Source organism: Alphaproteobacteria bacterium GM7ARS4, from assembly GCA_014332745.1.
Classification (GTDB): domain Bacteria; phylum Pseudomonadota; class Alphaproteobacteria; order GM7ARS4; family GM7ARS4; genus GM7ARS4.
Genome location: JACONL010000001.1, coordinates 278,953 through 291,519, shown reverse-complemented (window position 1 = coordinate 291,519; position 12,567 = coordinate 278,953). Strand labels below are relative to the sequence as shown.

Genomic DNA, 12,567 nt, shown 5'->3' with positions numbered 1-12,567 from the left:
ACGCAAGGCAAACCCTGTCCCGCCCATCGATAGCCCGCCTCCCTATGAATACCCGCCAAAAACATAAAGGCGTGACACCCCATGCCACCCCCATTCTTCCCCTACAAAGAAGGTCTCTTGCATTGCGACCATGTCCCCATATCCCACATCCTCTCCCTTTACCCCACGCCACTCTATTGTTATGCGCAACAAGCCCTCGTCCATAATGCCACCCTCTTCCAACAAGCCATCAGCGCCCTGCCACAAAAAAGCCTCGTCTGTTATGCCGTGAAGGCAAACGGACATATCGCCCTCCTCCATATCCTCAAGCGCATGGGGTGGGGCGCTGACATTGTCTCCTATGGCGAAATGCAAAGAGCCCTCAAGGCTGGTATAGCCCCTGAGCATATCGTTTTCTCGGGAGTCGGCAAAACATATGACGAACTCGCTCACGCCGCCCGACATGGCATACGCCAAATCAATATCGAATCCCAAGAAGAATTGGACGATATCGAAAATGTCGTCCGCCACCACCCGCCACCACACAGCATACGATGCGCCTTACGCGTCAATCCCGATATTCAAGCACCCACCCACGCCAAAATATCCACCGGCAATAAACATGATAAATTCGGAATCCAACCCGACCTCATCCCGACCCTCGCCCAACGTATCCACACCCACCCCGCCCTCACATTCACAGGACTCGCCATCCATATAGGCTCGCAAATTCGAGACGCCCGCGCCTTCGAACCAGCCTTTCAATGCCTCAAAACCCTCGCCACCGCCTTACAACAAAACGCTATCCCCGTGCCAAGCCTCGACCTCGGCGGCGGACTCGATATATGCCCCCCCCATAACGATACCAAACGCCATTTCCAAACCTATGCCCAGAGTGTCCATAACATCCTCAAAACATATCAGGGAACGCTCATCTTCGAACCCGGACGCTCTATTATCGGCAATACCGCCATCCTTATCGCACGCGTCATACGCCACAAACGACAAAAGCACCGCAATATCCTCATTATCGACGCCGCCATGAATGACCTCATACGCCCCGCCCTCTACCACAGCGAACATCCCCTCCTCCTCGCACAAGAAAAGCATGACGAACAACCCATCCTCACCGATGTCGTCGGCCCCATCTGTGAGTCGTCCGATATGTTTAACAAAAATCTCATGCTCCCGCCCCTCAAAGCCCAAGACGCCGTCGCTATCGCCCATGCTGGCGCCTATGGAGCAGCTATGGCAAGCAGCTATAACGCACGCCCCCTATGCCAAGAAATCCTCGTGGATGGCACGCATATACACACCATCTCACAGCCCTATACAGCAGAAGACGCCATGAGGCGCGAAACGACACCGCCCTCACACAATAACGTCATTCAATAACACGTCTCGAAAGGCTATTCCTCATGTTCTTAAATGCCAAGAGCAACGCATGATGCCATGCCCTCCCCTTAAATTTGAGGAAACGCCAGAATTTTGACATACGCACGCGCAGAGGAGATGTATGCCCATCATAGGAACGACCCAGAAAATGCTCCTTGTAACGGGCAAGACACATATCCAAAAGACCCACAGATGACACGACCCTCACCTTGTGGACATATAACAAATGGTGCATCAGCGTTCTCTCGTTCGAATAACGCTTGTCATCACAGAGAAGGGGCAGATAATCCTCCACATGGGGATACAGGGAACACAGGATACCCATGTGCTTGTTGTCGCCAAAGGCAAAAATATCGGATATATGACGCACCCTCCTCTCAAAAAGAGGAAGAGCATGCACTAATTCTTGCACGTTGATACAGCCTAAGTCGTATCTCTCCAAGAGAATGGGCTTCCTAAAATAAAGGTCTGTTCGAAGGCGCATCACGCAATCATAGGACGTGGCGCGCTTCTCCTCGTAGGCTGTCTTCAAAAGATATGCTTGATGCAGACTATAGCATTGCGATAGCCCATTGCTGACAATAGACGCCACATCCGACAGCAGAAAACCCTCACGACGCGTGAGCTGTTCAGACTGCCACACATCGTCCAACAGACGTTCATCCTTAAGGGTAAAACGCCGTGGCTTCTCAAGGATAAGTCCCTTTGCTCGCCAATGCTCCCTTATAAACGGAACGATGTCACGGTCGTTAGCAAATCCACATGGATTATGGACCTTGTCTTGGGTGAGATTCTCACCCTCGTCATGCCAGATATGCGCAAAAATATCCATATCCCACTGAGGATTGGCATCGATAACCATCTTTTTATGGTTGGGATAGCATGCCTTTAAATCACGCGGCTGACCCGAATATAACAACGCACATCTCTTCTTCATGGCTTGTTCCTACCTTTTTCTTTTATGGAAACGCTCTAATAAACGCGGTAATTCGGCCTCTAGACGGCGGGGCTTAATCCCCAAGACAGCAAACAGATTCTGTTTGTCCCCTTTCGATACATGTGTCGATACATTATCTCGGAGTAAAAGAAACCCTTGGTCCCACGTAAGAAGGCGGGGAGGAATCATATTGCTAACCCATGCGATAGGTAAAATCAACCATGGTGGCACAGGACATAAAAAACGCCTCCTGCCAATAGACCTCAATAAGACACGCATCAAACCGCCAAAACCATAGACATCCTCACCCACGACATCCCATCGTGTGCCGTGCATGTCCTGCCTCCCTATCATACGGCTTAGCGCACATGCCACATCATCCACATAGACAGGCTGCATACGCACGCCCCATCTGTCCTCCCGCCCCCAAAAACCATGAGCGCCAAACACAGGAAGACAAGGCAACCAACATGCCATACGAGCAAACATGGTGAAAAACATATCCTCATAGCCAAAAACAACACTGGGACGCAGAATCACCGCACCCTTATGGGCCTTACGAACAGCCTCCTCACCCGCATATTTCGAACGGGCATAGGCGGACGCCTTGTTACGCTCTACGCCTAAGGCTGACACATGGACGACATAGTCTACGCCAGCGCGCCACGAACACTCAGCGATACGCCTCGCCACATCCTCATGAATCGCCCGAAAAAGACGACCGCGCACACTCCAAAAAGGCTCTTTCAATATGCCCACAAGGTTAATAACACCATAGGCATCAGAAACCAAACGCTCCACCGAACGCACCGAACGCACATCACCATACACTGGTGAGACTTGACCCACATCCCCCGCCACACGCAACGCACCTAATCTATCAGGATAACGGGACACAACGCGCACCATATAGCCCCGCCTCGCTAAATGACGCACCACATAACGACCTATGAACCCGCCACCGCCAAAAACAACAACACGCTCCATCGTTTCTTTCTCCTTCCACAGACCTCCCCCATGGTGATAAGATGGACTCCTACACCAACATCCCAACACCTGCCTATCCCCTCTCCCTCTCCTTATGTCATGAGACAACGTATCACCACGCCGCCCAACGCCACAAAAAAAGCGCCCTCCCTCTCCAGACGCGGATTCCTCAACGCCCTCGTCTTCCTCCTCTCTTACCCCATGCTCGCACAGAAAACGCTCGCACGGCAGAGGAACAAAACCATACCCCATGATGACGACCCCTTGCGCATCACTTTACACAAAGTCAGCGAAGGACTCTATACCCATGTGGGAAAACTTCAAGAACCCTCACCAGATAATGGCGGGAATATGGCCAATATGCATGTGGTTATCGGCTCGGACTCCATTGCCGTCTTCGATACGGGATACTCGCATACATTAGGACAAAACCTCAGACGCGCCATACGCACCCTATCAGACAAGCCCATCTCCCACGTTATCTTGTCCCATGTCCATCCCGACCATATCTTCGGCGCCAGCGCCTTCCTTGAGGATAACCCCATCTTTATAGGCCACAAAAACCTGCCGCGCGCACTCGCCCAAGTAGGCAACTATTATCTCGAAGGATTGAGTGATACGCTCGGCGCGCACAACGCCAAAAAAACACGCATTGTCGCACCAACACACACCGTTGATATTGACAAGCCTCTCACCATATCCCTCGGCGACCGAGAGCTCCGCATCGAGGCATGGAAGCCCGCCCACACCCATACCGATATAACAGCGCTAGAGAGCATGAGCCAATGCCTCCTCACAGGCGACCTCGTCTTTGTAGACCATATACCGACCTTCGATGGAAACACATTAGGCTGGCTCGACATCCTCAACAAGATAGAAAACACACCTCACAAAACCATCTTGCCCGGCCATGGCGACCCGCCTCTCGCCCAATGGAAACACGCCATCCACGCTATGGACCATTACCTGCAGGATGTCGTCCGTGACGTGCGGAAACTCATCAAAGACCATGTCGCCATACAGGACGCCATCTCCATGGCCGCACAGAACCAAAAAGACCAGTGGCAACTCTTCGAACGATACCATCCCGCCAATGTCACATTCGCCTTCGCTGAACTAGAATGGGAATAAAGAAATTGTTGACCTCGCTAAAAACATGAGCCATATCTATCATGATAATTATCACAATGTTCAAGGGTCATCACAATGAACAGACATCAGGAATACACAAGAGGGGAATACAGAAAGACAAACGCCACGAAGAGAGCAGAACGCGCCGTGGTGAGACGTACGCTGACAGCGGTGATGACTGTCGGGCTTATGCATCTTACCCTCACAAGCCACCATGCGCATGCGGGCGGTAAGCTAGGCGACCACAGCATATGGCTCGAACTCAAGGAACAAATTTTCCCAGGCGAAACGCTCCAGGATGGCGCTCACCTCATGACCATGCAATCGCCCATGCGCGCCCTCGATGCCGCCATTGTCCCTATCAGCATTCGCTTCAAAAATCCAGAGACCATTAAAAATCTCTCCCTCGTCATCGACCATAATCCAGCCCCTTTCGCTATGAAACTCTATAGCGACTCAACCCATGAGAGCCCCAATGTGGATGTGCGCATACGAATCGACAGCTATACATACTTGCGCGCCGTTGCCGAAACAAAAACGGGAGAATTCTTTGAGATCGCGAATTTTATCAAAGCAGCCGGCGGATGTTCCGCACCCTCTCTCTCAGGGATGGCGGAAGCCGAAAAACACATGGGCGAGATGAAAATGAAATTCATCGAACAAGACACCAATGGCATGGTGAAAGCGCAATTCCTTATACGACACCCTAATTATTCCGGATTCCAATTCGACCAAATCAGCCGTTCTGAAATACCCGCCCACTATATCGACTCCGTCATCATCACATCCAACGGAAAGACCCTCTTTAGAGTCGAACCCAGTGTCTCTATGAGCGAAAACCCCCATTTCACATTTTTCTACAAGGGTGACGATATAGGGAAGACCATCGACGTGCTCGCCACCGATAGCGAAGGAAAAATCTATCAACGTCACTGGGATGTCCCGCCGTCCCTCCCCGAAGTCGTCGTCAAGCCCTTCACCATAAAGGGCCAATCCATCTGAAGCATAGAGAGATTGCCCCCCTCCCTTGTGCTGACACAAGGTGACAAGGGGATAACACAAAACACAACGCCCGCAAGACAGCATGACCTATCCCTTGCACGAAGAGAGGCAAGAGCGTAAAACGACTATACATGCCCGCCGCCGTAGCTCAGGGGTAGAGCGCACCCTTGGTAAGGGTGAGGCCGGTGGTTCAATTCCACCCGGCGGCACCCCGCCCATCGTCTTTTCTAGTATCCTTCGCGCTCTCTACGCTTGCGTAGAAACTTAAGGTGACGACGGCGCATATCCCCCTGCACACGCACGCGCCTCTCTGACGGCTTCTCGTAGGCGCGCAAACGCCTTATCTCGCGAAAAAGACCTTCGCGCTGCATACGCCTCTTCAATAAACGTAACGCCTGATCCACATCATTATTGCGAACGTTAATCTCTATGATGGTAACTCTCCTCTCTATACAATAAGCACGCAACAAAACGCATATCTACACACTATAATAGACGTCCGTCCAGCATGCAATATCTTTGACCTCCATCCCATCAACGCACACCCCCGCGACACGCATGACCATATGCCCCATCCTTAAACTTGGCGATACACGACTCCTCGACACAAGCCCCCATGTCGGCGACATCAACGCGCGCCAAACCCAAAACATCATCCAAGACCTCCTCGATACCCTCAAAAATACCCCCGCTGGCGCCGGACTCGCCGCACCGCAAATCGGGCACATGCAACGCATTATTCTCTACCACATCCCCAGAGAACGTATCACCCAAGAAAAAAACGCACAAACCATCCCCTATACCATCCTCATCAATCCCCTCTATATGCCGAAAAAAGCAGAAACAACCCTTGGCTTAGAGGGATGTCTCTCCCTTCCCAACATACGCGCCGTCGTCCCACGCTATGAACATATTCTCTATACCGCACAAACACCCACAGGAGAAACCATACAGGGTGAAGCATCGGGATTCCACGCACGAGTCATACAGCATGAATGCGACCATCTCGATGGTATCCTCATCCTCAAACGCATAGACTCCCTACGCCATATCGGATTCACACAGGAAATGCACAAGCGATACGACTCAACAAAAGAGCATGCCATACGCACAGATACGGCAGGGTCTATCCACGAGACATAGAAACAACGCTTCATCCCATCCAAAAGCCCGTCCAAAAGCCCATCCAGAAGCATGTCCAAAACCCAAACACAACAGACACACCGCACGCACAACGAACGCGCCCTATGGCTCAAAGAGCATATTCTCCCCATCATTCCCCGCCATGGGTGGCATATGGACGCCATCACCCAACAGCTGACAACACAACAGCAAGAGGCGCTATACCGATATTTCCCCTTCGACATAGAGGATATGCTCCATTGCCTCAACGACAGCTATGACGAACAAACCTTATGCGCCATACGGGAAAAACAGAACAATAACACCATCAAGGGAACGACCCAAACCCTCAGCCACGCCCTCCACGTGAAAATTACATTGCTCTGCCAAGATGTCCCATGCGCACGCAAAACCGCCAGTCTCCTCGCCAGACACCCTACCATCGCCCACGATATGCATAGAAAAACAATCCCTCGATTGTGGAGTCTCGCCCAACAGACCATCTCATATGGTGATAGCCGCTATGTCTCGCTCAATTACATCTACACAACGGCTCTCCTCTACGCACAGACAGCGCCCTCGCCAAGCGCCCTCGACGCATTCATCATACGACGCCTCAATGATGTCACAAAAGCCGCCTCCCTCTTCCGTCAATTCACATCGTCCTAACATCACTAGAAAGGATATTCACATGGCCCATTTTGCGACCCGCACGCACACACTTCTTGCCGTAAAGATGCACACGCTCCCGTGATGACGACCTCTTGCCTTCATACCGATGGACGTCATCCCCCAAGAGATTATACATCTCGACCTTGTGCGTACGACTAATATCGCCAGAGTCGCCACCACTGATCATCCTCACCCATTGGGCAAATTGGGACGTCTTGCTCCCATCCATCGTCCAATGTCCCGAATTATGTGCCCGTGGCGCGACCTCGTTGATGATAATCTCCCCATCAGAGGTTAAGAAAAATTCGACCGCTAAAAGCCCCACCACATCCAAACGCTCTATCAAATGCACCGCCATGTGTTCCGCCCTCTGCCTCACCTCGTCAGGAAAAAGAGAACAAGATCCTACGGGAACAATGCTCCTGTGTAAAATCCCGCCCTTATGTTCGTTACGCGCCACATCATAACAACACACAACACCAGAAAGGCTACGACAGGCAATGATGGAAAACTCCATGACATACGCTATCTTCTTCTCCACGATGTCATCGCCAGACAAAGAAGAAGAGACATCCTTCACATCATCCATCGTCCGCAACATCCTCTGTCCCCTGCCGTCATAACCCAAAGCGCATGTCTTAAGAAGACAAGGAAGACCCACATGCCGTATCGCCTCCATGATACCCGAACCACACCTCACCTCGCACCAAGGCGCAACAGGCAAAGAATGGGAGTCGATGAAACGCTTCTCCCTCGCCCTATGTTGAGCAATGAAAAACACATGCGAGGACGGACGCAAACAACCATAACGCTCTATATGGCGAAGGGACGCGATGGGAATATGCTCAAATTCGCACGTCACCACCGAGCAAAAACGAGCAAACGCCATCAACGCCTCCCCATCTCCATAATCGGCAATCCTATAACGGTCAGCATGGGACAAAGCTGGCGCATCCTGGTCATCACAAAAAAGATATACGCGATACCCCGCCTTACGGGCTTCCACTGCTAACATCATCCCCAACTGCCCACCACCCACAATCCCTATCCACGAACCCTGTGCCAACATCGCGTAATCGTCTTCCCCTCACGAAGGCGGACACTCTGGCACCGACTCCGTCTGATGATGACGCCACGCCCGCAGACGCTCACGTAACGCTCTATCCTCCAACGATAAAATAGAAACCGCCAATAAAGCGCCATTCACCGCACCCTTATCACCCACCGCCATCGTCGCCACACCAACACCAGCAGGCATATTGACGATCGACAGCAAACTATCAACGCCATCTTGAAAAGAACTCACCATCGGCACGCCAATAATAGGAAGAAGACTATAAGAGGCAAGCATCCCCGGTAAATGGGCAGAGCCACCAGCGCCCGCTATCACAACCTTAATCCCCCTCGCCTCTACCCCCAAACCATAATCACGCAAGCGCTCAGGTGTCCTGTGCGCCGAAATAATACGAACCTCATGGGACACAGAAACGTCATCCAACAACCGCGACGCCTTCCGCAAACAATCCCAATCCGATACGCTCCCCATAACGACACCCACAAGAGGCCCTTTAGCGACCATTGACGAACTCCTTCCATAAAGAACCCTCGAGTCCCTTCACCATGAACGCATGGGCGTCCCTCTCTTCTTGACAAGGATGCTTCAAAATAAACCCCTTGCCTTGAATATCCTCACCGCAGGGTAAAGAATCCACAGAAAACGACCCCTCCTCAACATCAAGAAGCAGGCGACGCTGGTCCCTTAAAAGAAGAGAAAGATAGACACGAGCCAAAAGGCGCGCATCGATAAGACCCCCATGACCCTGACGGCGCGAAGAAAGATCTATGTGAAAACGCTGACATAAATCATCCAAACTGACACGACTATTGGGAAATGCCGAACGCGCTAATTCCAATGTGTCTATGACCTGATGCCTCTTTAACGAAGGACCCCCCGCCTCCCTCAACGCATGCTCCAAAAATGCCATGTCAAAAGCCGCATGATGAATGACAAGGGGCGAGTCCCCTATAAACGCTAAAAAAGACCCCATAATAGAGGAAAAAAATGGCTTATCACGCAAAAAATCATCGCTCAAGCCATGAATATCAAAGGAACTCCCCACAGGCTTCCCCGGATTGATATACCACTGCTTCTCCTCCCCCGTGAGCTTCCTATCCTGCAAAACAACACACGCAATCTCTACGATACGCTCGCCCTTCTCCACATCCAAACCCGTCGTCTCCGTATCTAGCACAATCTCACGCATAAAGCCTCTCCCTCTTTAATCGCCTCTCACCATCAAGATACGCCCTCAAAGGCTTACGCGACCCACCGCATAACCCATGACGCACATACCATACAACAGAACGCCACGCATGGTCGTAGCCTAAACCTGTCTTGATAATATAATCGGCAGCGCGACATTTCTGTCTATCACTCCATTGTAATGCCATAAAACGCTCCATGTCCCCCCAACTTAAGCCACGCCGACGCAAACGAGCCCTCTGCACAAAAAAAGGAGCAGAAACAACAACGACATGATCACAACGACGCCATCCACCCTTCTCAAAAAGTAAAGGCACATCCAGAACAACACCACGACATCTATTTATCCATGCCTTCCGCAAAAAGCTGACTAAAAGAGATGATAATCGAGGATGGATTAGCCTCTCCAATTGGCGCAAATTCTCCTCACTCCCTAAAACACAACGGCGCAAATAATCCCTGTTCACACAACCAGAAGGAAGCAAACAACCCTTGCCAAAAATAGCTCTTATCTTCGATATCACATCGTCATCGTCCAAGAGCTGACGCGCCTCCCTATCCGCATCATAAACCCAAAAACCTAAACGCTTAAACATGGAACTAACGACAGATTTTCCCATCCCTATCTGTCCCGTCACACCAATAATCATCATAGAGAGGCCCTGCCACAGAGAATATCAGAAAGCACATGACGGCGCACATCCTCGTCCACAATAGGCTCAACGCCAAACCACGACACACACGCTGGCACAGCTTGATACAACAGCATCCACAAACCATCCACGCAAGGCAAACCGCTCTCTCGAGCAGAACGCAATAAAGATGTCTCTAAAGGAACATAAACCGTATCGTAAACAATACAACGATGGGCAACCTCAGAAAAAATTAACCCCCAATCGACCGTCGTCTCTTCCCACATAGTCCCGCCATCCATGCCAAGAGATGTCCCATTAATCACAAGAGCCGCTCCCTCACATGCGCATCTATGGTCATCCCAATCATAGAAACGCCCAGCGCCAAGAAAATGAATAAGCGCGCGACCTCGCCGACAATCACGATTGACGATACGCAACTGACAATCCCCTCCCACATACGCTAACAATGACACGCTCACAGCCCGCGCCACACCACCCGCTCCCATAACAACGATAGGCTTTCCTTTTATGTGTGAACGAACGCCAACACAGCACCTCTCTAAGGCACGAATGAATCCCTCACCATCGGTATTCCTGCCGTAAATCCTACCATCATCACCAAATGTGACCATGTTCACAGCGCCTATCCTCTTCGCCACCATATCCATATCATCCATAAGAGAACATATGCTTTCCTTATGGGGTAATGTTACGTTGATGCCTCGATATCCCTTCCTTTGTAAATCAAAGACAGAGCGACGCAAATCTCTGGCAACGACACGCAATGTTTCATAGCGGCCTTCGATGCTGTGGCGTTCTAACCAATAATTAAAAATGCATCTCGAACGCGAATGGGAAACAGGATCGCCTATGACAGCCGCATACGTCATCGTCCTAACATGTTATGCATACGTAAAGCATCCAACAAAGGAAGAAGGGGAAGACCTAAAATAGAAAAATAGTCGCCTTCATAAGAGTCTAAGAGTTGCGCGCCCATCCCATCCAATAAACAGGCGCCAGGACTAGAGAGAATGACATCACCGCCTTTCTTTATGTACGCTGTGAGAAAATCATCGCTAAAAAAACGCATCTTCATCACAGAACAGGCATGATAGTCCCATAACAGCTTATTGTTTTTTTTTATACAGACAGATGTCCATAAGCGATAATGTTGGCCACGTAAATGGCGCAATTGAAGAAGGGCTTCATCCGCATGGGCTGGTTTGTCAAACCATGAACCTTCATACTCCAAGATCTGGTCAGCACCAATAATATAGGCATGTCCATTCTTAATGGCGGATGCTTTCACCACAGCTAAATGCATGGACATTTTCCTTGCATCCCATTTTTTCTTTCTCCCTTCGTCTTTGATTGTCGCCTCTTCGACACCCGAAAAGCATACATCGAATTCTAATCCAGCAGACTCTAGCATGGCGCGCCTTGAAGGACTCCTTGAGGCCAAAATGAGCTGTGGATTATTCATTCTATCAATGTCTTAAAAGCTTTGGATAACAACAGAGATATGAAGTGATATACACCTTAGTGAGGAAAACAGCCCTTTTTTACACATCTTCACAACAAAACATCCCCTGAGGAGCTCCAGAGAATCTTCTGATATGCACAACGCCTGAGAGAACAGAAAAAATATATCCCCATAATTCACATCACTCTACCAGCCTGTTCTTATGCCATAAAAATCTGTTATCAACAAACATGGCATATCTTCCCTATATGTAGGAAAAAACAGGAGGATGCTGTTCTAAAATATCTTTCCACGATATTCACACCTGTAACAGTAACAACAATTCTTTTAATACTATATTCTATTGTTGCATACATGTGTCTTTTCGAAGTATAAAGGGCTGGGCGGTGTGGGATATCTCTCCTTATTCATCATACATCCTGAGATGTCGTCATAGGACATGAGGAGGATATGTCCTTCTCGTTGTTTCTTTCCTCCTACACGTATCATTTTTGTGAAAGGGTCAGGTCTCGTTATGCATATGCAAGAATTAAAAGCAAAGTCATCTTCTGAATTATTATCTTACGCGGAAAGTCTCAATATAGAGAATGCTTCCAATTTGAGACGTCAGGATATGATGTTCAATATCCTTAAGAAACTCTCGGAAGAAGAAAAAGCAATCTCCATCGAAGGAACATTAGAGGTGCTACAGGATGATTTCGGTTTTTTACGCTCTTCCGACTCTAACTATCTTCCCGGTCCAGATGATATTTACATCTCTCCTCGCAATATCAAGGAATACAATCTGAGAAATGGCGATATTGTTGAGGGCCATGTGAAGCCGCCTCAAGACGGAGAGCGCTATTTCTGTCTAGAGACACCCTTGAAAGTGAATTTTTCTGAACCTGAAAAGAGTCGCCATCGTGTTAATTTTGATGATCTTACGGCACTCTATCCAAATGAACGTTTTGTCTTAGAAACA

The 12,567-nt window shown here is 49.8% G+C and carries 14 protein-coding genes, 1 tRNA gene and 1 pseudogene (1 of these 16 only partly in view); 7 read left to right on the top strand and 9 right to left on the bottom strand.

The window, feature by feature from the left end:
* The first annotated feature begins 81 nt into the window (after positions 1–81).
* Complete coding sequence (lysA, locus tag GDA54_01375) at positions 82–1,374, top strand: diaminopimelate decarboxylase (protein MBC6496963.1); 1,293 nt, start codon at positions 82–84, stop codon at positions 1,372–1,374.
* Here lysA and GDA54_01370 read toward each other — a convergent pair.
* On the bottom strand, positions 1,364–2,311 hold the full coding sequence (locus GDA54_01370; GenBank protein MBC6496962.1) for a hypothetical protein: 948 nt from the start codon (positions 2,309–2,311) through the stop codon (positions 1,364–1,366). The genes lysA and GDA54_01370 overlap by 11 nt on opposite strands.
* Positions 2,312–2,320: 9 nt before the next feature.
* Positions 2,321–3,298 carry a complex I NDUFA9 subunit family protein gene (locus GDA54_01365; protein ID MBC6496961.1) on the bottom strand — a complete coding sequence of 326 codons (978 nt, stop codon included), beginning with the start codon at positions 3,296–3,298 and terminating at the stop codon, positions 2,321–2,323.
* Positions 3,299–3,397: 99 nt separating this feature from the next.
* Between GDA54_01365 and GDA54_01360 the strand changes: the two genes are divergently transcribed.
* From GDA54_01360 to GDA54_01350, 3 genes are all read left to right on the top strand, one after another.
* Positions 3,398–4,429, top strand: a complete 1,032-nt coding sequence (locus GDA54_01360) for a quinoprotein relay system zinc metallohydrolase 2 (protein MBC6496960.1) — start codon at positions 3,398–3,400, stop codon at positions 4,427–4,429.
* Between the two features lie 147 nt (positions 4,430–4,576).
* Positions 4,577–5,431, top strand: coding sequence for a quinoprotein dehydrogenase-associated SoxYZ-like carrier (locus tag GDA54_01355; GenBank protein ID MBC6496959.1), 855 nt, complete (start codon positions 4,577–4,579; stop codon positions 5,429–5,431).
* Positions 5,432–5,568: 137 nt separating this feature from the next.
* Positions 5,569–5,640, top strand: a tRNA-Thr gene (locus GDA54_01350).
* Between the two features lie 18 nt (positions 5,641–5,658).
* Here the strand turns inward: GDA54_01350 and GDA54_01345 are convergent.
* Positions 5,659–5,862, bottom strand: a complete 204-nt coding sequence (locus tag GDA54_01345) for a 30S ribosomal protein S21 (protein MBC6496958.1) — start codon at positions 5,860–5,862, stop codon at positions 5,659–5,661.
* A 127-nt stretch (positions 5,863–5,989) separates the two neighbouring features.
* Here GDA54_01345 and def point away from each other — a divergent pair, with 127 nt between their 5' ends.
* Both def and GDA54_01335 read left to right on the top strand, forming a co-directional pair.
* A complete protein-coding gene (gene def / locus GDA54_01340) occupies positions 5,990–6,574 on the top strand; it encodes a peptide deformylase (GenBank protein ID MBC6496957.1) in 585 nt (194 codons plus the stop codon).
* A gap of 51 nt (positions 6,575–6,625) precedes the next feature.
* Positions 6,626–7,222: a hypothetical protein gene (locus GDA54_01335; protein MBC6496956.1), complete on the top strand. Its 597-nt coding sequence runs from the start codon at positions 6,626–6,628 to the stop codon at positions 7,220–7,222.
* On the opposite strand, the gene GDA54_01330 is transcribed toward GDA54_01335, so the two are convergent.
* From GDA54_01330 to GDA54_01305, 6 genes are read right to left on the bottom strand one after another with little or no spacing between them, the layout of a single operon-like run.
* Entirely contained in the window at positions 7,209–8,294 is a 1,086-nt protein-coding gene (locus tag GDA54_01330; protein MBC6496955.1) for a 5-(carboxyamino)imidazole ribonucleotide synthase, read from the bottom strand. The genes GDA54_01335 and GDA54_01330 overlap by 14 nt on opposite strands.
* A gap of 18 nt (positions 8,295–8,312) precedes the next feature.
* A complete protein-coding gene (purE, locus tag GDA54_01325) occupies positions 8,313–8,804 on the bottom strand; it encodes a 5-(carboxyamino)imidazole ribonucleotide mutase (protein ID MBC6496954.1) in 492 nt (163 codons plus the stop codon).
* A complete protein-coding gene (gene dnaQ, locus GDA54_01320) occupies positions 8,794–9,489 on the bottom strand; it encodes a DNA polymerase III subunit epsilon (GenBank protein MBC6496953.1) in 696 nt (231 codons plus the stop codon). The genes purE and dnaQ overlap by 11 nt, the downstream gene beginning before the upstream one ends.
* Positions 9,482–10,141 carry a dephospho-CoA kinase gene (gene coaE / locus GDA54_01315; GenBank protein ID MBC6496952.1) on the bottom strand — a complete coding sequence of 220 codons (660 nt, stop codon included), beginning with the start codon at positions 10,139–10,141 and terminating at the stop codon, positions 9,482–9,484. Before coaE ends, dnaQ begins: the two co-directional genes overlap by 8 nt.
* Entirely contained in the window at positions 10,138–11,013 is an 876-nt protein-coding gene (locus GDA54_01310; protein ID MBC6496951.1) for a shikimate dehydrogenase, read from the bottom strand. Before GDA54_01310 ends, coaE begins: the two co-directional genes overlap by 4 nt.
* Positions 11,010–11,606: a Maf-like protein gene (locus tag GDA54_01305; protein MBC6496950.1), complete on the bottom strand. Its 597-nt coding sequence runs from the start codon at positions 11,604–11,606 to the stop codon at positions 11,010–11,012. Before GDA54_01305 ends, GDA54_01310 begins: the two co-directional genes overlap by 4 nt.
* Positions 11,607–12,120: 514 nt before the next feature.
* Here GDA54_01305 and rho point away from each other — a divergent pair.
* A pseudogene (gene rho / locus GDA54_01300) lies at positions 12,121–12,567 on the top strand (transcription termination factor Rho); it runs 796 nt beyond the window's last position.